This is a genomic window from Pseudomonas sp. Ag1 (genome assembly GCF_000278565.1).
Taxonomy (GTDB): domain Bacteria; phylum Pseudomonadota; class Gammaproteobacteria; order Pseudomonadales; family Pseudomonadaceae; genus Aquipseudomonas.
In genome coordinates, this window is record NZ_AKVH01000083.1 from 1 (window position 1) to 22,738 (window position 22,738).

General features: G+C 60.4%; 17 protein-coding genes. 11 read left to right on the forward strand and 6 right to left on the reverse strand.

Annotation, left to right across the window (positions count from 1 at the left end; translation table 11 throughout):
• Positions 1-944: 944 nt before the first annotated feature.
• The 3 genes from A462_RS24230 to A462_RS33145 are packed head-to-tail and all read left to right on the forward strand — an operon-like array spanning position 945 to position 3,575.
• Positions 945-2,384, forward strand: coding sequence for a cytochrome ubiquinol oxidase subunit I (locus A462_RS24230; RefSeq protein WP_008432808.1), 1,440 nt, complete (start codon positions 945-947; stop codon positions 2,382-2,384).
• A gap of 3 nt (positions 2,385-2,387) precedes the next feature.
• On the forward strand, positions 2,388-3,395 hold the full coding sequence (gene cydB / locus A462_RS24225) for a cytochrome d ubiquinol oxidase subunit II (protein WP_008432810.1): 1,008 nt from the start codon (positions 2,388-2,390) through the stop codon (positions 3,393-3,395).
• 12 nt (positions 3,396-3,407) lie between these two features.
• Entirely contained in the window at positions 3,408-3,575 is a 168-nt protein-coding gene (locus A462_RS33145; protein WP_003215809.1) for a DUF2474 domain-containing protein, read from the forward strand.
• Positions 3,576-3,616: 41 nt separating this feature from the next.
• On the opposite strand, the gene A462_RS24220 is transcribed toward A462_RS33145, so the two are convergent.
• Positions 3,617-4,741 (reverse strand): methyltransferase, encoded by a 1,125-nt coding sequence (locus A462_RS24220; RefSeq protein ID WP_008432813.1) that lies wholly within the window; start codon positions 4,739-4,741, stop codon positions 3,617-3,619.
• Positions 4,742-4,869: 128 nt separating this feature from the next.
• Positions 4,870-5,580: a helix-turn-helix transcriptional regulator gene (locus A462_RS24215; RefSeq protein ID WP_003215813.1), complete on the reverse strand. Its 711-nt coding sequence runs from the start codon at positions 5,578-5,580 to the stop codon at positions 4,870-4,872.
• A gap of 405 nt (positions 5,581-5,985) precedes the next feature.
• On the opposite strand from A462_RS24215, the gene A462_RS24210 reads away from it, so the two are divergent.
• Positions 5,986-6,762: a ferredoxin--NADP reductase gene (locus A462_RS24210; protein WP_008432814.1), complete on the forward strand. Its 777-nt coding sequence runs from the start codon at positions 5,986-5,988 to the stop codon at positions 6,760-6,762.
• Positions 6,763-6,802: 40 nt separating this feature from the next.
• Here the strand turns inward: A462_RS24210 and mscL are convergent, their stop codons facing one another.
• Complete coding sequence (mscL, locus tag A462_RS24205; protein WP_003215816.1) at positions 6,803-7,219, reverse strand: large-conductance mechanosensitive channel protein MscL; 417 nt, start codon at positions 7,217-7,219, stop codon at positions 6,803-6,805.
• Between the two features lie 286 nt (positions 7,220-7,505).
• On the opposite strand from mscL, the gene katB reads away from it, so the two are divergent.
• From katB to radA, 3 genes are all read left to right on the forward strand, one after another.
• Positions 7,506-9,047 carry a catalase KatB gene (katB, locus tag A462_RS24200; RefSeq protein ID WP_003215817.1) on the forward strand — a complete coding sequence of 514 codons (1,542 nt, stop codon included), beginning with the start codon at positions 7,506-7,508 and terminating at the stop codon, positions 9,045-9,047.
• Positions 9,048-9,152: 105 nt separating this feature from the next.
• A complete protein-coding gene (locus tag A462_RS24195) occupies positions 9,153-9,692 on the forward strand; it encodes an ankyrin repeat domain-containing protein (protein WP_008432819.1) in 540 nt (179 codons plus the stop codon).
• 35 nt (positions 9,693-9,727) lie between these two features.
• Complete coding sequence (radA, locus tag A462_RS24190; RefSeq protein WP_003215821.1) at positions 9,728-11,095, forward strand: DNA repair protein RadA; 1,368 nt, start codon at positions 9,728-9,730, stop codon at positions 11,093-11,095.
• Between the two features lie 115 nt (positions 11,096-11,210).
• Here radA and A462_RS24185 read toward each other — a convergent pair whose 3' ends face one another.
• A complete protein-coding gene (locus A462_RS24185; RefSeq protein ID WP_008432822.1) occupies positions 11,211-11,579 on the reverse strand; it encodes a PilZ domain-containing protein in 369 nt (122 codons plus the stop codon).
• Between the two features lie 173 nt (positions 11,580-11,752).
• Here A462_RS24185 and A462_RS24180 point away from each other — a divergent pair, with 173 nt between their 5' ends.
• From A462_RS24180 to yjiA, 3 genes are all read left to right on the forward strand, one after another.
• Positions 11,753-13,819 (forward strand): carbon starvation CstA family protein, encoded by a 2,067-nt coding sequence (locus A462_RS24180; RefSeq protein ID WP_003215826.1) that lies wholly within the window; start codon positions 11,753-11,755, stop codon positions 13,817-13,819.
• Positions 13,820-13,834: 15 nt separating this feature from the next.
• A complete protein-coding gene (locus A462_RS24175) occupies positions 13,835-14,032 on the forward strand; it encodes a YbdD/YjiX family protein (protein ID WP_003176208.1) in 198 nt (65 codons plus the stop codon).
• A gap of 147 nt (positions 14,033-14,179) precedes the next feature.
• Positions 14,180-15,139 carry a GTPase gene (gene yjiA / locus A462_RS24170; RefSeq protein WP_003215828.1) on the forward strand — a complete coding sequence of 320 codons (960 nt, stop codon included), beginning with the start codon at positions 14,180-14,182 and terminating at the stop codon, positions 15,137-15,139.
• Between the two features lie 197 nt (positions 15,140-15,336).
• Here the strand turns inward: yjiA and glyA are convergent, their stop codons facing one another.
• A complete protein-coding gene (gene glyA, locus A462_RS24165) occupies positions 15,337-16,590 on the reverse strand; it encodes a serine hydroxymethyltransferase (RefSeq protein WP_008432824.1) in 1,254 nt (417 codons plus the stop codon).
• 241 nt (positions 16,591-16,831) lie between these two features.
• Entirely contained in the window at positions 16,832-20,683 is a 3,852-nt protein-coding gene (locus A462_RS24160) for a bifunctional diguanylate cyclase/phosphodiesterase (protein WP_032899047.1), read from the reverse strand.
• Between the two features lie 285 nt (positions 20,684-20,968).
• Here A462_RS24160 and ettA point away from each other — a divergent pair, with 285 nt between their 5' ends.
• Complete coding sequence (ettA, locus tag A462_RS24155; RefSeq protein ID WP_008432827.1) at positions 20,969-22,633, forward strand: energy-dependent translational throttle protein EttA; 1,665 nt, start codon at positions 20,969-20,971, stop codon at positions 22,631-22,633.
• Positions 22,634-22,738 lie beyond the last annotated feature (105 nt).

Here is a 22,738-nt window from a genome sequence, read left to right on the forward strand (position 1 = left end):
CGGCCCAGCCAAAAGTAACCAAAAGGTCTTTGCCCCACCACTCGGTGCCTCGCTTAGGCTCGGCATGCCCGCACTCCGGCCATCGTGGTTGACGGGGTGCCTAAGATCAAAAGCAAAAGCACAGCGGCCTCCCGGCCGGCTTGAGTGTTAAAAGCAAAAGCAAARACCAGAGCGAAAACAGATCTGCTTTTCTGTGGGAGCGGGCTTGCTCGCGAAAAACCTGAGAGCGCCGCGTTCATYCAGAATGCCCGCGTCATCGTTAACGACCTTCGCGAGCAAGCCCGCTCCCACATTTKTGACCGTGCCCGCTTTAGMTTTTGATTTGGCTTTTGCTCTTCAACACTCAAGCCGGCCGGKAGGCCGCTGTGCTCTTGATCTGCTTTTGATCTTGATCTTGGGCGCCCCGTTAAAYCACGCTGGCCGAACGCAGGCTTTGGAGCGTGGGTAACCCGGCAGGACGCCGGGTTAGCCGTCCTGGGCCARGGATGGCCCATGACGGCGGCCCACGGTCCAAAGCCGGAGTGAGGGCACACCGAGCCTGGGCGAGGTGCCGAGTGGTGGGGCAAGAGCGTTTTGCTTACTTTTGCGCTTTTCAAAAGTGAGCCGCTGTAAGAGCGGAACCAATACCAGCCATCACCCAAATAACGGATATACACCCAAAACACGCCCAATCTCACCAAAGACAACACCCAGTGACCACTGAGGCAACCTGTCACGCGGCAAAAGACCACGCCTTGCTCTCGCGAAAATGGGACTACTCTTTCAGCAATGCTTGACCCAGATCAAAACCTTCGCCGGGATTGCTCTGGCGGCCGCAAGGCCAGAATCCCTGCGTGGTTGGTTATAAAAAGAAACGAATTTGAATTCGCCACACTCCATATCCGTGGGGGCAGTGGGTGCAGGCCTCCAGCCAGCATTCGGTATTACCTGACAGAGGAAGACTTATGTTCGGTTTGGAGGCGCTAGATCTCGCCCGAATTCAATTCGCGTTCACCATCTCATTCCATATCCTGTTCCCGGCCATCACCATCGGCCTGGCCAGTTACCTTGCGGTGCTGGAAGGCCTGTGGCTCAAGACCCACAACGACACCTACCGTGACCTCTACCATTTCTGGTCGAAGATCTTTGCCGTCAACTTCGGCATGGGCGTGGTCTCCGGCCTGGTCATGGCCTATCAGTTCGGCACCAACTGGAGCCGCTTCTCAGACTTCGCCGGTGCCGTCACCGGGCCGTTGCTGACTTATGAGGTGCTCACGGCGTTCTTCCTCGAAGCCGGCTTCCTTGGGGTCATGCTGTTCGGCTGGAACAAGGTCGGACGCAAGCTGCACTTCTTTGCCACGGTGATGGTGGCCGTCGGCACGCTGATCTCGACTTTCTGGATTCTTGCCTCCAACAGCTGGATGCAGACGCCACAGGGCTTTGAAATCATTGATGGCCGGGTGATTCCAACCGACTGGCTGGCCGTGATCTTCAACCCGTCGTTCCCCTACCGCCTGATGCACATGGCCACGGCCGCGTTCGTCGCTACCGCGTTCTTCGTCGGCTCCTCGGCGGCCTGGCACTTGCTGCGCGGCAAGGACAACCCGGCGATCCGCACCATGCTGTCGATGGCAATGTGGATGGCGCTGATCGTTGCACCGATCCAGGCGGTCATCGGTGACTTCCACGGCCTGAATACCCTCAAGCATCAACCGGCGAAGATCGCCGCGATTGAAGGCCACTGGGAAAATATCGGCAACGAGCCCACGCCGCTGATCCTGTTCGGCTGGCCGGACATGAAGGCTGAAAAAACCAAGTTCGCAGTAGAAATTCCGTACCTGGGCAGCCTGATCCTGACCCACTCCCTGGACAAGCAGGTGCCGGCCCTCAAGGAGTTTCCGCCTGAGGACCGTCCCAACTCGACCATCGTGTTCTGGTCGTTCCGGGTCATGGTGGGCCTGGGCTTCCTGATGATTTTCACCGGCCTGTTCAGCCTTTGGCTGCGCCGTGGCGACAAGATGTACACGTCCAAGCCTTTCCTGTACCTGGCGCTGTGGATGGGCCCGTCCGGCCTGATCGCGATTCTCGCCGGCTGGTTCACCACCGAAATCGGCCGACAGCCGTGGGTGGTCTACGGGCTGATGCGCACGGCGGACGCTTCGTCCAACCACAGTTTTGCGCAGATGAGCATTACGTTGGTGTTGTTTGTGGTGGTGTACTTCGCGCTGTTCGGCGCGGGCCTGGGCTACATGATGCGCCTGGTGCGCAAAGGGCCTGTGACCCACGAAAGCACCGAGCCTACTCACGGTGGCCCTGGGCAGAAACGCACACCGGCGCGTCCGTTGTCGGCGGCTGATGACAGTGCCGATGCCGATCACGGCGACACCTTGAACAAGGGGAACTGAGCCATGGGTATTGATCTTCCGCTGATCTGGGCCGTGATCATCATCTTCGGCATCATGATGTACGTGGTCATGGACGGCTTCGACCTGGGGATCGGCATTCTCTTCCCGTTCATCCCGGGCAAGACCGACCGTGACGTGATGATGAACACCGTCGCCCCCGTGTGGGACGGCAACGAAACCTGGCTGGTACTCGGCGGCGCGGCGTTGTTTGGCGCGTTCCCGCTGGCCTATTCGGTGGTGCTCTCGGCGCTGTACCTGCCACTGATGCTGATGCTGATCGGGCTGATCTTTCGTGGCGTGGCGTTTGAATTCCGCTTCAAGGCCAAGGACGACAAGCGTCACTTGTGGGACAAGGCCTTCATCGGCGGCTCGCTGGCAGCGACGTTCTTCCAGGGCGTGGCGCTGGGGGCGTTCATTGATGGCATCCCGGTGGTCGACCGGCAGTTTGCCGGTGGCTCCCTGGACTGGCTGACGCCGTTCACGATGTTCTGCGGCGTGGCCTTGATCGTGGCGTATGCGCTGCTGGGCTGCACCTGGCTGATCATGAAGACCGAAGGCAGCTTGCAGGAGAAGATGCACAACCTGGCCCGGCCCCTGGCCTTCGTGGTGCTGGCGGTGATCGGTATCGTCAGCCTCTGGACGCCGCTGGCCCACCCGGAAATCGCCTCGCGCTGGTTCACCCTGCCGAACCTGTTCTGGTTCCTGCCGGTGCCGATCCTGGTGCTGGTGACCATGTACGGCCTGATTCGCGCCGTGGCCCGCAATGCGCACTACACGCCGTTCCTGCTGACGCTGGTGCTGATCTTCCTTGGCTACAGTGGCTTGGGGATCAGCCTGTGGCCGAACATCATCCCGCCGTCAGTTTCGATCTGGGACGCCGCCGCACCGCCGCAAAGCCAGGGCTTCATGCTGGTGGGCACCTTGTTCATCATTCCGTTCATCCTGGGCTACACCTTCTGGAGCTACTACGTGTTCCGCGGCAAGGTCACCCACGAAGACGGTTATCACTAGGAGGATTGACTCATGTCCGGCAAACCTTCGTTGCACGACATCGAACAGGCCGAGAAAAAGCCGCTCTGGCAGCGCCTGGGCTGGCTGGCGATGATCTGGACCGGCAGCGTCCTGGCCCTGTTCGTGGTGGCCAGCCTGATGCGCATGTTCATGAATGCCGCGGGCCTGACCACCCACTGACATCCCGTTGTAACTATTGCCCTCCTTCATGGAGGGCTTTTTTATTTGCGCGCCTTGAGGACCACGAACTTCGGCGTGGTCGCCACTTGCTCGACGCCACGGAACAACCGCGCCAACTTGGTGTGATAACCCAAGTGACGGTTGCCGACGATGTACAGGGCGCCGCCCACCACCAACGCTTCCCGCGCTTGCTGGAACATGCGCCAGGCGAGGAAGTCTCCCACCACTTGCTGCTGGTGGAACGGCGGGTTGCACAGCACCACATCCAGTGACTGCGCTTCCTGATCGGCCAGGCCGTCGCCGGGGCGAATCAGCACGTCGCGCTCACCCAGTGCCGCGCGCCAGTTCTCGGCGGCCGATTGCACAGCCATATAAGACTCGTCGACCAGCGTGTACTGCGCCTGCGGATTCTGCAGCGCGCTGGCAATTGCCAGTACGCCGTTGCCACAGCCCAGGTCTGCTACCCGGGCGCCCCCCAGGTTTGCCGGAAGGTGCGGCAGGAAGGCCCGGGTGCCGATGTCCAGGCCTTCGCGGCAGAACACGTTGGCGTGGTTGAGCAGTTCGATGGCCGGGGTTTCCAGGCTGTAGCGCGTAGGGTAGGGCGATACGACGTGTGGCCGATCGGCCAGGGTGGCGATCAGCAGTCGGGCCTTTTTTACCGCCAGTGAGGCGTGCATCGGGCCGATGTAGCGCTCCAGCAGTTCGCCGGCAGCCCGTGGCAGGTGCTTGACCATCGCCCCGGCAATCACTTCGGCGCCGGGTGCCAGTTGACCTTGCAGGCGAATCAGTTGTTCTTCGAGCAGGGCCAGGGTTTTCGGCACGCGGATCAGTACCCGGTCGAACGGCCCGGCAGGTGTCTGGCTGGCGGGCAGGAACGTTACCGCGTCGAAAGCCTTGCCGTTGCGCGCCAGGTTTTTCTCCAGGCCCAGGGCGCCGAGGAACGAGTCACCACTGGAGGTGACCTGCACATGCCCTTCGAGGCTGGCCGCCAGTGCGCCGAAACTGTCGTTGAGCACGAGTACGCGGGTCGCCGTCGTCAGCTGTTGTTCCGCCAGGTAGCTGAGCAAATACTCATCGGCTGCGTCAAACGCTTGCAGCGGGTCGTTGTGCTGTTCTGGCTGACGGATCAGGTCGAGTTGGGCGAAGGGGCTGTCGAGCAGGGGCATGGAGGGGGAGACTCTGGGTAAGCGAACCATCGGGGTGAGCGGCGACGCGAGGCGCATCAGGGGCTCGCGTCATCACCCGGAACTGGCCGCAAATGTTACGTTTTTTTCCCCTGGATTACATGCGGTGTTTAAAACAACCCGCATTTGACTGCCGTGATCACTGCGGCAATCTTGTTACTGACCCCCAGTTTCTTCATCGCACTGCTGATATGGAAGCCGACCGTGCGTTCGGACAGGCACAGGATGGTGGCGATGTCCGAGGCGGTCTTGCCCAAGGCCGACCATTGCAGGATTTCGGTTTCCCGCGGGGTCAATTTGCTGGGCGCTTGCGGGCTGGGATTGTCTGCGTATTTTTTGGCCACCACCGCGTGCATGGCGTGGCAAATCCAGAGCACTTGCCCGGCTTTTTCATAGAGTTCTTCAGGGCCCACTGGGCCGGTGGCACGCCCCAGGCTCAACATGCTGAAAACACCCTGGAAGTCATGAACCGATTGGGTCCATCCGAAATTCAGTCCGTTGGACTGGGCATGGGCCCATAAGTCCGGTACCGAAGAAAAGGTTTTCTCGTCCCATACGATCGGTAGAACCGAGCGTTTGCAATGCGCAACCACAGGGTCGAGATCAAAGTAGTGCTCTTGTCTGTACAGCGTATTCCATTCATTGGAATAGTTGTTGAGGTTGATAGTTTTCGTTTGGTTGTTGGGTAGATGGGAACTAAGGGTGAATGCGCAGTATTGGAAGCCAAGCTCGTAGGTAAGGTTGAGGGCAGCTTCGTACATACTGGTTATTTCGCTTTCCCCTTCGAGTTTGGGCAGGCGAGTGTTGTGCCAGTTGACCATCGGTAACTCTCCATGCGAACGGTTTTTACATGGGGTACTTCCAAGGCCCCCGGTTACAACGTGAAAAAATAGTGTAGGACAACGGCTACAGCTCGAAATAAAAATTTAGTTATGTTCAAGCGGGCGTTAGGCCAATAACATTTGTACAACCTGGCTACGGTGTACAGGTTTCAGGCGTTCGATAAGATTTTTTTCCATTAGTTTTAAGAACTTGCTCTAAATGCGCCTTGTTAATATTTAGTTGCACTCCCTCATCTAATGGCTTGTTGGAAGGCGACTAATAGCCAAATATTTAGTACCGCCCAGCGGTTGCCACAATGGGCAGCGGCAATGCCAGCACAAACCATCGGTGTTTCCAGGCGGCGCTTTGGGGGACACTAGGGGCCTCTGCAAATGGAGTTTCCCATGACGGCCAGTGCTGAAAAATACACCCGCCAGACCCTGCTCGACGTGAAATCGCTGACTCCCAGCCTGTTTACCCTGCGCACTACCCGAGACCCTGGTTTTCGTTTTCGCGCCGGACAATTCGTGCGTCTTGGGGTGACCAAGGCCGATGGCGGCATTGTGTGGCGTGCTTATTCGGTGGTGTCCTCGCCCTTTGATGAATACCTGGACTTCTTTTCCATCGTGGTGCCGGGCGGTGAGTTCACCAGTGAGCTGAGCCGCCTGCGGGAAGGCGATACCTTGCTGGTGGAGCGCCAGGCCACGGGCTTTTTGACCCTGGACCGGTTTGTGGATGGTCGCGATCTGTGGCTGCTGGGCACCGGGACCGGTATTGCGCCGTTTCTCTCGATCCTGCAGGACTTCGAAGTGTGGGAGAAATTCGAGCGGATTATCCTCGTCTATAGTGCCCGCGAAGCAAGGGAGCTGGCTTACCAGTCGTTGATCCATGAACTGGGCGAACGTGAGTACCTGGCAGAATACGCCCACAAGCTCACCTACATTCCCATTGTCACCCGCGAGCAACATCCGGGCGCGCTGAATGGGCGGATTACCACCCTGATCGAGAACGGCGAATTGGAGCGCGCCGCAGGCATCGAGCTGACCCCCGACCATTCCAGGGTGATGATTTGCGGCAATCCGCAGATGATCGACGACACGCGTCAGTTGCTGAAACAGCGCGACATGCAACTGAGCCTGACCCGCCGTCCGGGGCAGGTCGCGGTAGAAAACTACTGGTAAAACAAAGGCGCCCTGCAGGCGCCTTTACTTTTTGCCGAGCTTACTCGGGCTTGCTGTTCTGTGCCTTGAGCAGATCGCGGATCTCCCCCAGCAGCACTTCTTCCTTGGTCGGGACCGGCGGCAGGCTAGGTGCCACGGCCTCTTCACGCTTCAGGCGGTTGATGGCCTTCACGCCCATGAAGATCGCAAACGCAACGATCACAAAGTCGATCACGCTCTGGATGAACTTGCCGTACGCCAGTACGACGGCCGGCGCATCGCCCTGGGCGGCTTTAAGCGTTACGGCCAGGTCGCCGAAGTCGACACCCCCGATCAACAGGCCGATAGGTGGCATCACCACGTCGCCTACAAAGGATGAAACAATTTTGCCGAAGGCGGCGCCGATGATAATACCGACCGCCATGTCGACCACATTACCTTTGACCGCGAAGGCCTTGAACTCACTTAACACGCCCATAGGTTATTCCTTGTTACAGATGAGGAGGTAGAAGCCAGTGTAAGACAGTGTGGCGAGGCTTGCTCGACACAACTGCTAACAGTGTCCGTTTTTATCGACACATTAAATCGCAAATAGTTTGCAAAGTGCCACCAATCGCGCGCGGAATACCCGCTATTTCAGTGGGTTACCACACTATTTTTTCAATCGCCATGGTAAGACTTTTCTACTTATCTTCTGACTCGCGGCTCACTAGCCTCTGGCAAGCACAACTCAATGTGCACTAAAAAAACCAGAGGATACCTCGATGAAAAACCCTATTAGCCGCGGGCCTATTTCTGCGCGACAGGTGCTGTTTGCAGTGAGCGCCAGTCTTCTTTCGCTGTCCGTACACGCCGCCAACCTCACGCGCGATAATGGCGCGGCGGTCGGTGACAATCAGAACTCGCAAACCGCCGGTGCGAATGGCCCGGTCCTGTTGCAAGACGTGCAACTGATCCAGAAGTTGCAGCGCTTTGATCGCGAGCGTATTCCGGAGCGCGTTGTGCACGCCCGTGGCACCGGCGCTCACGGTACTTTCACCGTCACCGATAACCTCAGCGACCTGACCAAGGCCAAGGTGTTTGCCGCCGGCGAAGCCACGCCGGTATTTGTGCGCTTCTCTGCGGTCGTTCACGGCAACCATTCGCCGGAAACCCTGCGTGACCCGCGCGGCTTCGCCACCAAGTTCTACACCGCCGAAGGTAATTGGGACCTGGTCGGTAATAACTTCCCGACGTTCTTTATTCGCGATGCGATCAAGTTTCCGGACATGGTTCACGCCTTTAAACCAGATCCGCGCACTAACCTGGACGATGATTCCCGTCGCTTTGACTTCTTCTCCCATGTTCCGGAGTCCACTCGTACGTTGACCGAGTTGTACTCGGACTCCGGTACTCCAGCCAGTTACCGGGAAATGGACGGTAACGGTGTACATGCCTACAAGTTGATTAACGCCAAGGGCGAAGTGCACTACGTCAAGTTCCACTGGAAGAGCCTGCAAGGCATCAAGAACCTCGATCCTAAACAAGTGACTGAAGTACAGGGCCGCGACTACAGCCATATGACCAATGATTTGGTCACGCACATCAATAAGGGCGACTTCCCCAAGTGGGACCTGTATGTGCAAGTGCTGAAACCGGAAGACCTGGCCAAGTTTGATTTCGACCCGTTGGATGCCACCAAGATCTGGCCGGACGTACCGGAGCGCAAAGTCGGGCAGATGGTGCTGAACCGTAACCCGGCCAACGTCTTCCAGGAAACCGAGCAAGTCGCCATGGCGCCGGCCAACCTGGTGCCGGGCATCGAGCCGTCGGAAGACCGCCTGCTGCAAGGCCGGGTGTTCTCCTATGCCGATACGCAAATGTACCGCCTGGGGCCAAACGCCCTGCAACTGCCGATCAATGCACCCCGGGTGACCGTCAACAACGGCAATCAGGATGGCGCCATGAACTTCGGCAAGACCACCACTGGCGTGAACTACCAGCCAAGCCGCCTGCTGCCACGGGAAGAGCCGCAAACCGCGCGGTACAGCCAGTCGGCCCTGTCGGGCAGTACCCAGCAAGCGAAGATCCAGCGTGAGCAGAACTTCAAGCAGGCCGGCGACCTGTACCGCTCGTTCAACAAGAAAGAGCGTCAGGACTTGATCGACAACTTCGGCGGCTCCCTGGCCACCACCGATGACGAGAGCAAGCACATCATCCTGTCGTTCCTCTACAAGGCGGATCCGGAGTACGGCACCGGCGTGACCAAAGTGGCCAAGGGCGACCTGGCCCGCGTCAAGGCATTGGCCGAAAAGCTGACCGACTAACCGCCCACGCTCCCTGTAGGAGCCGGCTTGCCGGCGATAACGCCCACAAGTACGCCATCGCCGGCAAGCCGGCTCCTACAGGTGGCACATCACTGAGAATTTGCCATGCGAATCTTTATAGGCGCTGTCCTTGCGTGTTTGTCGTTCAGCGTATTGGCCGAACAAGCTGACCCGGCCGCGCTTAAGGCACAACTGCAGGATTACTACTTCGACGCCGCCCGCCGTGGCGACGTGGAAATGCTCAACACCTTCATCGAATCCGGCTATTCGCTGAACACCCAGGATGAAAAAGGCTACACGGCGCTGATTCTCGCCGCCTATCACGGTGAAAGTGCCTACGTGGACCGATTGCTCGCCGCCGGCGCCGATGCCTGCGTGCAGGACAAACGCGGCAACACCGCCTTGATGGGCGCGATCTTCAAGGGTGAGCTGAAAATCGCCCAGCGCCTGCTCGCCACCGACTGCAACCCCGACCAGCGCAACGGCGCCGGACAAACGGCGGCCATGTATGCCGGGCTGTTCAAGCGCGTGGAACTGCTGGATGAACTGAAAGCCAAGGGCGCCGATCTGAATGCCGAAGACCCGATCGGTAACAGCGCTTCACGTTTGGCCAGCGGTGAAATCCGTACCCCGGCGCCGCGCTGAGCTATCATCGCGGTTTTTCGGTTGGAGGTTCTCAAATGGCAAAGGCCAAGCGCATGTATGGCTGCACGGAGTGCGGCGCGACCTTTCCCAAGTGGGCCGGCCAGTGCACGGAATGCGGTGCGTGGAACACCCTGACCGAAACCATGATCGAGAGCGGCGGCGCCGTGGCCCCCAGCGGCCGTTCCGGCTGGACCGGGCAACAAACCCAGATCAAGACCCTGGCCGAAGTCAGCGTCGAAGAAATCCCGCGTTTCTCCACCGCTTCCGGTGAACTGGACCGGGTGCTGGGCGGCGGCCTGGTGGATGGTTCGGTGGTACTGATCGGCGGTGACCCGGGCATCGGTAAATCCACGATCCTGCTGCAAACCCTGTGCAGCATCGCCAGCCGCATGCCGGCGTTGTATGTCACCGGCGAAGAATCCCAGCAGCAGGTGGCCATGCGTGCGCGCCGCCTGGGCTTGCCTCAGGACCAACTGCGGGTGATGACCGAAACCTGCATCGAAAGCATCATCGCCACCGCGCGCCTGGAAAAGCCCAAGGTGATGGTGATCGATTCGATCCAGACGATTTTCACCGAGCAACTGCAATCGGCACCGGGTGGCGTGTCCCAGGTGCGGGAAAGTGCCGCGCTGCTGGTGCGCTATGCAAAACAGAGCGGTACGGCGATTTTCCTGGTGGGCCACGTGACGAAAGAAGGCGCGCTGGCCGGCCCACGAGTGCTGGAACACATGGTCGACACCGTGCTGTATTTCGAAGGCGAGTCCGACGGGCGGTTGCGTTTGCTGCGGGCGGTGAAGAACCGTTTTGGCGCGGTCAACGAGTTGGGTGTGTTCGCCATGACTGACCGGGGCTTGAAAGAAGTCTCCAACCCGTCAGCGATTTTTCTTACCCGCGCCCAGGAAGAAGTCCCGGGCAGTGTGGTGATGGCAACGTGGGAAGGCACCCGACCGATGCTGGTGGAAGTCCAGGCGCTGGTGGACGACAGCCACTTGGCCAACCCGCGTCGTGTCACCCTGGGCCTGGACCAGAACCGGCTGGCGATGTTGCTGGCGGTATTGCACCGCCACGGCGGCATTCCCACCCATGACCAGGACGTGTTCCTCAACGTGGTGGGCGGGGTCAAGGTGCTGGAAACCGCGTCTGACCTGGCGTTGATGGCGGCGGTGATGTCCAGCCTGCGCAACCGGCCGTTGCCCCATGACTTGCTGGTGTTTGGCGAAGTGGGCCTGTCGGGTGAAGTGCGCCCGGTGCCCAGCGGCCAGGAGCGCCTGAAGGAAGCGGCCAAGCATGGCTTCAAGCGCGCCATCGTGCCCAAGGGCAATGCGCCGAAAGAAATGCCACCGGGGCTGCAAGTGATCGGGGTAACGCGCCTGGAGCAGGCGCTGGATGCCCTGTTCGAATAGTCGCCAGCCACACATCCCCCTTGTGGGAGCCGGGCTTGCCCGCGATGGCGGTGTATCAGCTGATTGATATGCAAACTGACACACCGCCATCACAGGCAAGCCAGCTCCCACATGCTCAGATCTCCAGCAAGGCGGCGAATTCCCGCTCCAGTTCTTCCTGATCGCCCAGGTTCAGCTCGATTATCCGCCGCAGGTGGCTGATGGAGTCGAGGTCGATGTGTTCGCACACAAAGCCGAGCTGCCCATGATCGTCGTGGGTCAGCCGCACCTGCATCTTCACGTCGGTCTCGGCGTCCAGATGAATGTCCACATCGAACGATTCGTAGCGATGGCCGTGCCATTCTTGCGGCCGTTGCACCAGCAAGCCCTTGAGCGACAAATCTACCAATTGCACCGGCCAGACACGGCCGTCTTGCGTGAGCTCGGTCCTGGCGTCGAAGGCAATGCGTCGGAAACGGCGTCGGTCTGAAGGCTGTTCGCTCATGGTGAAACCCTCTGTGGATAAAGGAATTGTAGCCGTGCGCCATCATGGGGCGGTTTTTTCTGCTTTTTTTGCCCCGGCAAGGCTCTAGACCAACGTAGGGGGGTGGCCTTTAAGGCCAGTAGCGCTAAACTCGGGATGGCTGTCTTTCTGTCCACCCTGGCTGGAATATAAAAATGAAAAATAATAATAGCCTGCTACGCCATCTACCCTGGCTGCTGCTGGCAATCGTAGGAGCGTGCGCCCTGGGCGTAGTGGCCTTGCGCCGCGGCGAGGCGATCAACGCCTTGTGGATCGTGGTCGCAGCAGTGGCCATTTATCTGGTTGCTTACCGTTACTACAGTCTGTTCATCGCTAACCATGTGATGCAGCTCGATCCACTGCGGGCTACCCCCGCTGTGCTGAACAACGACGGTCTGGACTATGTGCCGACCAACAAACACATCCTTTTTGGTCACCACTTCGCGGCAATCGCCGGCGCAGGGCCTTTGGTCGGCCCGGTACTGGCGGCGCAGATGGGCTACCTGCCCGGCACGTTGTGGCTGATCGCCGGCGTGGTGCTGGCCGGGGCGGTGCAGGACTTCATGGTCCTGTTCCTGTCCACTCGTCGCAACGGCCGTTCCCTGGGGGACATGGTCCGCGAAGAAATGGGCCGTGTGCCCGGGACCATCGCGCTGTTCGGCTGCTTCCTGATCATGATCATCATCCTCGCGGTGCTGGCGCTGATCGTGGTCAAGGCCCTGGCCGAAAGCCCGTGGGGCATCTTCACGGTGATGGCAACCATCCCGATCGCGATGTTCATGGGCATCTACATGCGCTACATCCGCCCGGGCCGCATCGGTGAAATCTCGATTGTCGGCGTGCTGTTGCTGCTGGGTTCGATCTGGCTGGGCGGGCAGATTGCCGCTGACCCGGTGTGGGCCAAGGCCTTCAGCTTCACCGGCATCCAGATCACCTGGATGCTGGTGGGTTATGGCTTCGTGGCTGCCGTGTTGCCAGTGTGGCTGATCCTCGCACCACGGGACTACCTGTCTACTTTCCTGAAAATCGGCACCATCATCGCCCTGGCGATTGGCATCCTGGTGACCATGCCCGACCTGAAAATGCCGGCGCTGACCCAGTTCATCGATGGCACCGGCCCGGTGTGGAAGGGCGGCCTGTTCCCGTTCCTGTTCATCACCATCGCCTGTGGCGCGGTCTCGGGTTTCCACGCACTGATCTCCTCGGGCACCACGCCCAAGTTGCTGGCCAGTGAAGGGCACGCCCGTTACATCGGCTACGGCGGCATGTTGATGGAGTCGTTCGTGGCCATCATGGCGATGGTTGCCGCTTCGGTGATCGAGCCAGGGGTGTACTTCGCCATGAACAGCCCGGCCGCGATTGTCGGCGGTGACGTGGTGGCTGTGGCGCAAACCGTCAGCAGCTGGGGTTTTGCAATTACCCCGGAAGCGTTGCAGGCGGTGGCCCATGACATTGGTGAGTCCACCATCCTGGCCCGTGCCGGTGGTGCGCCGACCCTGGCGGTGGGTATCGCGCAGATCCTGCACAGCGTCCTGCCGGGTGAAAACACCATGGCGTTCTGGTACCACTTTGCGATCCTGTTCGAAGCGCTGTTCATCCTGACTGCGGTCGACGCCGGTACCCGTGCCGGTCGCTTCATGCTGCAGGATTTGCTCGGCTCCTTCGTGCCGGCGCTCAAGCGTACCGAGTCCTGGACGGCCAACCTGATCGCCACCGCAGGTTGCGTGGCGATGTGGGGTTACCTGCTGTACCAGGGCGTGATCGACCCACTGGGCGGCATCAACACCTTGTGGCCGCTGTTCGGTATCTCCAACCAGATGCTGGCCGGTATCGCGCTGATGCTCGCCACGGTTGTGCTGATCAAAATGAAACGCCAGCGCTACATCTGGGTGACCATGCTGCCAGCCGTATGGCTGCTGATCTGCACCGTGACCGCAGGCTTCATCAAGCTGTTCGACGCCAACCCGGCGATCGGCTTCCTGTCGCTGGCCAAGAAATACAGCGATGCCCTGGCCGGCGGCCAGATCCTCGCACCGGCCAAGAGCATCGACCAGATGCAACACGTGATCTGGAACGCCTACACCAACGCAACGCTGACGGCGCTGTTCCTGTTCGTGGTCTTCAGCATCCTGTTCTATGCGCTCAAGGTCGGCATTGCTGCCTGGGGCAAAAAGGAACGTACGGATAAAGAAGCGCCATACCAGGCCATCCCGGACGCTTGATAGAGGATTGCAATCATGTTCAATGACATCAGTCGCCTCGGTAAATACCTCGGTCAGGCCGCGCGCCTGATGGTCGGCATGCCCGACTACGACACCTACGTCGAGCATATGCAAACCAAACACCCGGACAAACCGATGATGGACTACAAGGCGTTCTTCCGGGAACGCCAGGAGGCCCGTTACGGCGGCAAGGGTGGGCCCAAGTGCTGCTAGCCCGGTAGTTCGGGCTGCGGTGATCCCTTGTGGGAGCGGGCTTGCTCGCGAAGGCGGTCTTTCAGTGATGCCTGTGCTGACTGACACGCCGCCTTCGCGAGCAAGCCCGCTCCCACATTTGTTTTGTGTTTCTTCAAGGAGAATTCTTTGTCCTCTCCCATTCCCGTCACCGTCCTCAGCGGCTTCCTCGGCGCTGGCAAGACCACCTTGTTGCGTCACCTGCTCAAGGCCGAGCACGGCTTGAAAATCGCCGTGATCGAAAATGAATTCAGCGACGCCGGTATCGACACCCAATTGCTGGGCAGCGAGCCGGTGCAAGTCATGACTCTGTCCAATGGCTGCGTGTGCTGCACCATCCACACTGACCTGACCAAGGCCCTGTACCTGTTGCTGGAGCGCCTGGACAGCGGCGAGATCGCGTTCGACCGCCTGGTGATCGAGTGCACCGGCCTGGCCGACCCGGCCCCCGTGGCCCAGACCTTTTTCATCGATGAAGAACTGCGCGAGCGCTACATCCTCGACGGTATCATCACCCTGGTGGACGCGGCCCACGCGGAGCACCACCTGACCCAGACCATCGCCCAGGCGCAGATCGGGTTTGCCGACCGCCTGCTGGTGAGCAAGCGCGACCTGGTGGACGATGCCACCTTCGACGCCCTCAGCGAGCGCCTGACTCGTATCAACCGCCGGGCGCCGATTCGTGTGGTGGAACACGGCAAGATCGACCTCGCCGAACTGCTGGATGTGCGCGGCTTCAACCTCAACGCCGGCATGAGCCTGCGCCCGGTGAGCCAGGCGCCGTCCATCGACCGTATTTCCAGCCTGGTGCTGCGCACTGACCAGCCGCTGGATATCGACAAACTCAGCGAGTTCATGAACGAGCTGCTGGAAGACCACGGCAAGCAATTGCTGCGCTACAAAGGCGTGCTGAACATTGCCGGGGAAGACCGGCGCATGGTGTTCCAAGGCGTGCTGAAGCTCTACGGGTTCGATTGGGACACCGAATGGGCCGAAGGCGAAGCGCGGGAAAGTGTGATTGTGTTTATTGCTGACGAGTTGCCGGAAGAGAAGATTCGCGAAGGCTTTGCGCGGGTTTACCAATCCTGACTTGAAACGCAGTCAAAATGTGGGAGCGGGCTTGCTCGCGAAAGCGGTGTATCAGTCAGCCCATGCATCAACTGACACAGCGCTTTCGCGAGCAAGCCCGCTCCCACATTTGATGTCATTTCAAATTGAGAAAGCAGCGTTTTCAGGCATAAAAAAGCCCGGCTCAAGAGCCGGGCTTTTCATTCAAGCAACTGCAATCAAGCGCCGTATACCGGCAGCTTCTTGCAGATGGCCTTGACCTTCTCACGCACAGCGTCAATCACTGCTTCGTTGTTCAGGTCAGCCAGGATGTCGCAGATCCAGCCAGCCAGTTCCTTGCACTCTGCTTCCTTGAAGCCACGAGTGGTCACAGCCGGGGTGCCGAAGCGCAGGCCGGAGGTGACGAACGGCGAACGTGGGTCGTTCGGTACCGAGTTCTTGTTCACGGTGATGAAGGCTTTGCCCAGAGCGGCGTCAGCGTCTTTACCGGAGATGTCCTGCTTGATCAGCGACAGCAGGAACAGGTGGTTCTCAGTACCGCCGGACACCACGTCAAAACCACGCTCGATGAACACGCCGGCCATGGCCTTGGCGTTTTTCACCACTTGCTGCTGGTAGGTCTTGAACTCAGGCTGCAGCGCTTCCTTGAAGCAGATCGCTTTGGCGGCGATCACGTGCTCCAGCGGGCCACCCTGGCCGCCCGGGAATACGGCGGAGTTCAGCTTCTTCTCGATCTCGGCGTTGGCGCGAGCCAGGATCAGGCCGCCACGTGGACCGCGCAGGGTCTTGTGGGTGGTGGTGGTCACGACGTCAGCGAACGGCACCGGGTTCGGGTAGACGCCAGCGGCGACCAGACCGGCCACGTGGGCCATGTCGACGAACAGGTAGGCGCCGACCTTGTCAGCGATTTCGCGGAAGCGTGGGAAATCCAGGATCTGCGAGTAGGCAGAGAAACCGGCCACGATCATTTTTGGCTTGTGCTCAACGGCCAGGCGCTCGACTTCGTCGTAGTCGATCAGGCCGTTGCCGTCGATGCCGTACTGAACGGCGTTGTACAGCTTGCCGGAGGAGGAAACGCTGGCGCCGTGGGTCAGGTGACCGCCGTGGGCCAGGCTCATGCCCAGGATGGTGTCGCCCGCTTGCAGCAGGGCCAGGTACACGGCGCTGTTGGCTTGGGAGCCGGCGTGTGGCTGGACGTTGGCGTAATCGGCGCCGAACAGTTCCTTGGCGCGGTCGATGGCCAGTTGCTCAACGATGTCGACGAACTCGCAACCGCCGTAGTAGCGCTTGCCCGGATAGCCTTCGGCGTACTTGTTGGTCAGAACCGAACCTTGAGCCTCCATCACGGCGGGGCTGGTGTAGTTTTCCGAAGCGATCAGCTCAATGTGCTCTTCCTGGCGCTGAGCTTCTTGCTCCATGGCGGCAAAGAGATCGGCGTCGTACTTGGCAATAGTCAAATCACGGCTGAACATGGCGGTCCTCAAGGATCGGGGGCAGAAAAGAAGCGCATTCTAACCCAATGGGTTTTAGATGGCATATGAAAGGACATCATGTCGCGGACAAGCGGGGCTCATCTGGGGATAGGTGGTGTTTGTTCGGGCCCCTTCGCGAGCAAGCCTGCTCCCACATTCAATCGGGTTCCTTCAGGTGGAATACGGTCGAATGTGGGAGCGGGCTTGCTCGCGAAGAGGCCATCCGCATCACCTGAGGATTTCAGTCGAACATGAACAGCGCATCATTGCTGAACTGCGCCTCAAACCGGTTCGCCGGCATCGGTCGCCCGAACAGGTAGCCCTGCACCTCATCGCAACCGTGCTCCCGCAGGAAGTCCAGCTGCTCATGGGTTTCCACACCCTCGGCGATCACCGCCAGGTTCAGGCTGTGGGCCATGGCGATAATCGCCCGGGCAATCTGCGCATCCTGCTCGCCCGACGGCAGGCCGTCGACAAAGGTGCGGTCGATCTTCAGCACGTCGATGGGGAACTGCTTGAGGTAGTTCAGCGATGAATAACCGGTGCCGAAGTCATCTACCGCTATGCTCAGGCCGAGGTTTTTCAGGCTGGCGAGGATCTGCATCGCTTCGTTGACCTCGCGCATCAGGATACTTTCGGTCAGCTCCAGCTCCAGGCACGCCGGCGGCAGGCCGGTGTCCTTGAGGATAGTGGCGATGCGCTCGCCCAGTTGCCCGTCGGAGAACTGCCGGGCCGAAATGTTGACCGAGACCTTGGGTACCCGCACCTTGTTCTGGTGCCAGGTCTTGAGTTGGCGGCAGGCTTCGCTGATCACCCAGTCACCCACGTCCACCACCAGCCCCAACTCCTCCAGCACCGGGATGAAGTCCCCCGGCGGCACCAGCCCGCGACGCGGATGGCGCCAGCGCAGCAGGGCTTCGGCGCCGGTCAAACGTTTGCCGTCGCCGCTGAACTGCGGCTGGTAATACAGCACGAATTCGTTCTGTTCCAGGGCGTGGCGCAGGTCGCTTTCCAGCTCCAGGCGTTCCAGGGCGCTGGCGTTCATATCGGCCTGGTAGAACTGGAAGTTGTTCTTGCCCCGCTCCTTGGCGTGGTACATCGCCGTGTCGGCGTTTTTCATCAACTGGCTGAGTTCGTTGCCGTCCTGCGGGCTCAGGGCGATGCCGATACTGGCGGTGACGAAGAACTCGCGGCCCTCCAGCACAAACGGCTTCACCAGGCTGGCCAGAATCTGCTCGGCCACGTGAATCGCCCGGTTCAGCGCCATCTCACGGTTGACCCGCGGTTGCAGCAGCAAGGTGAACTCGTCGCCACCCATGCGCGCCACGGTGTCGTCTTCGGCGACGCAGCCCAGCAGGCGGGTGGCCATTTCCTTGAGCATGCGGTCGCCGGCGGCGTGGCCCAGGGAGTCGTTGATCGGCTTGAAGCGGTCTAGGTCGAGGAACATCAACACCACCCACGACTTCTGCCGTTCCGCCGATTGCAGCGCGGTGTGCAGGCGGTCCTGGAACAGCGTGCGGTTGGGCAGGTGGGTCAGGGCGTCGTAGTAGGCCAGGCGGTGGATGCGCTGCTCGCTGGCCTTGCGCTCGCTGATGTCGCTGAAGAAGCACACGTAGCTGGCCAGGTCGCCTTCGTCATCGAACACGGCAGTAATTCCGACCCAGGCCGGGTAATGCTCGCCGTTGCGGCGCTTGAGCCACACTTCGCCTTCCCAGGTGCTGTGCTGGTGCAATTGCTTGAGCACGTAGCGCAGGTGGGCTTCCTGCTGTTCGTCGACGGTGAGCATGTTCGGCAACTGGTCGAGCACGTCCGCCACCGCATAACCGCTGACCCGGCTGAACGCCTCGTTGGCCTGCACGATGTAGCCGGCCGGGTCGGTGATCAGGATCGCCGAGGTGGAGTGTTCGAATACCGTGGCCGCCATGCGCAGGTCTTTTTCCGCACGGCGCTGCTGGCTGATATCGCGACCCACGCCAAGGATGCCCTCGAACGCGCCGTGTTCGTCCCACACCAGCACCAGGCGCAGTTCGATGGGGATCTTGCGCCCGTCGGCCCGCAGGCAGTCGAACAGGAACAGTTGGGTCTGCACGTCGTTGCGCAAGGCCGCGAGGGATTCGGGTTGGTCCAGGGCGCGGCTGACTTGCTCCACCAGGGAGTAGATACCGGTCAGTTGCTGCGGGTTGGCGATGGTCGATTGCCAGCCGTTTTCGAAGATCCAGTCGACGTCATAGCCCAGCACCGCGTTCACCGAAGGGCTGACGTAGTTGAGGGCCAGCTTGCTGTCGGTGGAGAAGATTACGTCGCTGATGCTTTCCGCCAGCATGCGGTAGCGCTGTTTGCTGTCACGCAGGGATTCACTGGCTTCGATCTGGTCGGTAATGTCCTTGGCCACGCCGATGATGCGCGTCACCTGGTCAGTCTTGTCACGGGCCAGGGCCTGTTCGCGGATGTCGAAGCGCCGCCATTGGTTGTTGCGGTGGCGAAAGCGCAACTGGCACTGCAACTGGCTCAGGTAGCCGGCCTGGCGCTGTTGCAGGCGCAGGTCGTGGTAGCGCTCGGCGTCTTCGGGGTGCAGCAGGATCTCCCAGAAGTACTCGCCCATCTGCTGCAGCTCGGGCTTGTTGTAGCCCAGGGTGTGGCCCAGGTGGTGGTTGCTGAAAATCATCCGCTGGCTGATCACGTCCTGCACATACAGGTGATCGGGCACGGTGCGCACCACGTCCGACCAGAAACTCTCGCGCTCCACCAGTGACAACTCGATCAGCTTGCGGCTGGTGATGTCGCTGATGCTCAGGATCACGGCCTTGAAGTCGTCCTGCTGTTCCGGCAGGCGCATCACCAGCCACAGGTATTGGTCGTTGCCTTCGATATCGCTGAGCTGGATTTCCAGTTCAAGCTGCTTCTGCTGGGTCAGCACCGCGTCGATCACCTGGTTGCCGATGGCGGTCGGGCTCGACGGGCAGGCGTCGATCAGGCGTTCCCAGGCCTGCTCGCAAGAGGCAACATTCAGCAAGCGCACCGCCACCTGGTTGACCTCGGTGATGCGCAGTTCCTTGAGCAGTTGCTGGCGCTGTTCCGGGTTGTCTTGCAGCAACTGTTGCAACTGCTCGCGGGTTTGCAGTCGGGCTCTATCGAAGAACGCGCGCAGGCCCGACAGGTCGAGCACGCACAGCGCCACGCCGGTGCCTTCGAAAATATCCTGGTAGCGCCGGCGCCCCTCGTGCACCTGGCGCTGGCGGCGGCGCATGTTCAGCAGCACGATCACCGGGATCAGCGAGAAGGCCAGGCCCAACAGGCATTTGCCGATAAAGGCTGGCAGCAGTTGCTCCAGCACGGCGGCGCGGTCGAACAGGCCGCGCAGTTGCCAGTCGCTCTTGCTCAGGGGCGTGACCAGTACACTTTTGTTCAACTCGTCCGGGGTCAACGCGGTGGCCCATTGGGCCGGCATCCCGCTGTCACGGCTGACCACCCGGTGGTTCAGGCGGTTTTCGATGACCCACATCGGGCGCTGGCCCTGGCCATCCTGGCGGGTCAGGTTGGCCAGGTAATTGGGGGCCAGGCGCAAGGCCCAGTACATCTTGGTGCCGCCGCTGGGCTGGTGCAGCAGCAGGTAGATGACGGTGCCGTCGTTGTTGTTGCTCAGGTAATAGGACTGGGCGTGGCTGCGCTTGACCAGTTCTTCGAGCCAGGCGCTGTCCTGGCTGTCGCTGGCGCTGTCACTGATCATCGCGCCGCTGGGGGCGAGCAGGGCGACGCTGCGCAACTCCGGCAAGGAGCGTTGCAAGGTGCGCATCAGGATTTGTTGCTGTTCGGCGTCCCGCGGCGGTTCGACGATCGGCAGCAGGTTCAGCGCAATCTGCGCACTGAGGGCCATGTTCAAGCTGATCTGTTCGGCCAGGTCGGCGCTGTAGTCGATGGTGTATTGCTGCTGGTTTTTCTGGTTTTGCTGCAACTGGTCCAGCAGTTGCCAGAACAATAACGCGAGCAGCAACAGGACCAGCGTCGCCAATGCGCCCTTCAGGGTTCCGTGCAGGGGCGCTCCCGGCGCTATATGAGCGGCGCGCAGGGGAGTTGGCGGCGTTACGTTGGACAAACTGTGATCCTGCGGTTTGGCTGGACTGGCGCGCGACGTGCACTATAAGCCGGACGCCCGGAGGGCGGCTAGCATGCCTTGTGTTGTGGCAAAGTGCCAGCCCCGCCTGGCTGGACTGCCCACCCGCATTCAGGTAGCTTTGCCGGTTACGCGAGGGCGTTCCAGCCCCAGACAATCAGGCATCTACCGCACGCAGGCATTGATAGACATCAACGGCCCGCGCGGCGCATGGCCTGGCACGGGTTTCGCCCGCTTAATTCATCAGTCACTGACGCTAGGTTCACCATGGCTCAATACGTCTTCACCATGCATCGGCTGGGAAAAGTTGTTCCGCCGAAGCGGGAAATCCTGAAAAACATTTCTCTGTCCTTCTTCCCGGGCGCCAAGATCGGCGTGCTCGGCCTCAACGGTTCGGGTAAATCCACCCTGTTGAAAATCATGGCCGGCGTCGACACCGAGTTCGACGGCGAAGCCCGCCCGATGCCCGACCTGAACATCGGCTACCTGCCACAGGAACCTATCCTGGACCCGACCAAGACCGTGCGTGAAGTGGTCGAGGAAGCGGTCAGCGTGATCAAGAACGCCCAGGCCCGCCTGGACGAGGTCTACGCGGCCTACGCTGAAGAAGACGCCGACTTCGACAAACTGGCGGCAGAACAGGCCAAGCTCGAAGCCATCCTGCAAGCGGCCGACGGTCACAACCTGGACCGCCAGCTGGAAGTCGCCGCCGACGCGCTGCGCCTGCCGGCGTGGGACGCCAAGGTTGAACACCTGTCCGGTGGTGAAAAGCGTCGTGTGGCCCTGTGCCGCCTGCTGCTGTCGGCCCCCGACATGCTGCTGCTCGACGAACCGACCAACCACCTGGACGCCGATTCCGTCGCCTGGCTGGAGCATTTCCTGCACGACTTCCCGGGCACCGTGGTTGCGATCACGCACGACCGGTACTTCCTGGACAACGTTGCTGGCTGGATCCTCGAGCTCGACCGTGGCGCCGGTATCCCTTACGAGGGCAACTACTCCGGTTGGCTGGAAGCCAAGTCCGACCGTCTGGCCGCCGAATCCAAGCAACAGTCGGCCCATGAAAAGGCCATGAAAGACGAGCTGGAATGGGTGCGTAAAGGCGCCAAGGCGCGTCAGTCGAAATCCAAGGCCCGTCTGGCGCGTTTCGAAGAGATGCAGTCCCAGGAATTCCAGAAGCGTTCCGAGACCAACGAAATCTACATCCCGGCCGGTCCGCGCCTGGGTGACAAGGTCATCGAGTTCAAGAACGTCAGCAAGGGCTACGGCGACCGCGTGTTGATCGACAACCTGTCGTTCTCCATGCCAAAAGGCGCCATCGTTGGCGTGATCGGCGGTAACGGTGCGGGTAAATCCACACTGTTCCGCATGCTGATGGGCAAGGAACAACCGGACTCGGGCACCATCGAAGTCGGCGAAACCGTGCAGCTGGCTTGCGTTGACCAGAGCCGCGACGACCTCGACGGCAGCAAGACGGTGTTCCAGCAGATTTCCGACGGTTCCGACCAGATCCGTATCGGCAACTACGAAATCCCGTCGCGCACCTACGTGGGTCGCTTCAACTTCAAGGGCGGCGACCAGCAGAAGTTCGTCAAGGACCTGTCCGGTGGTGAGCGCGGTCGCTTGCACCTGGCCCTGACCCTGAAAGAAGGCGGCAACGTATTGCTGCTCGACGAACCGTCAAACGACCTCGACGTTGAAACCCTGCGTTCCCTGGAAGAAGCCCTGCTGGACTTCCCGGGCGCCGCCATTGTGATCTCTCACGATCGGTGGTTCCTTGACCGCGTGGCCACTCACATCCTGGCGTACGAAGACGACTCCCAGGCGGTGTTCTTCGAAGGCAACTACACCGAATACGAAGCCGATCGCAAGAAACGCCTCGGCGAAGCTGCTGCCCAGCCGCATCGTGTACGGCACAAGAAGCTGGCCTGATCCGGGTTGGTGGTTTGAACAAGCGGAGCCTTCGGGTTCCGCTTTTTTTTGCGTGTTTCCAGGTGGACCGCGTCGTCTGCATCGCAGGCAAGCCAGCTCCCACAG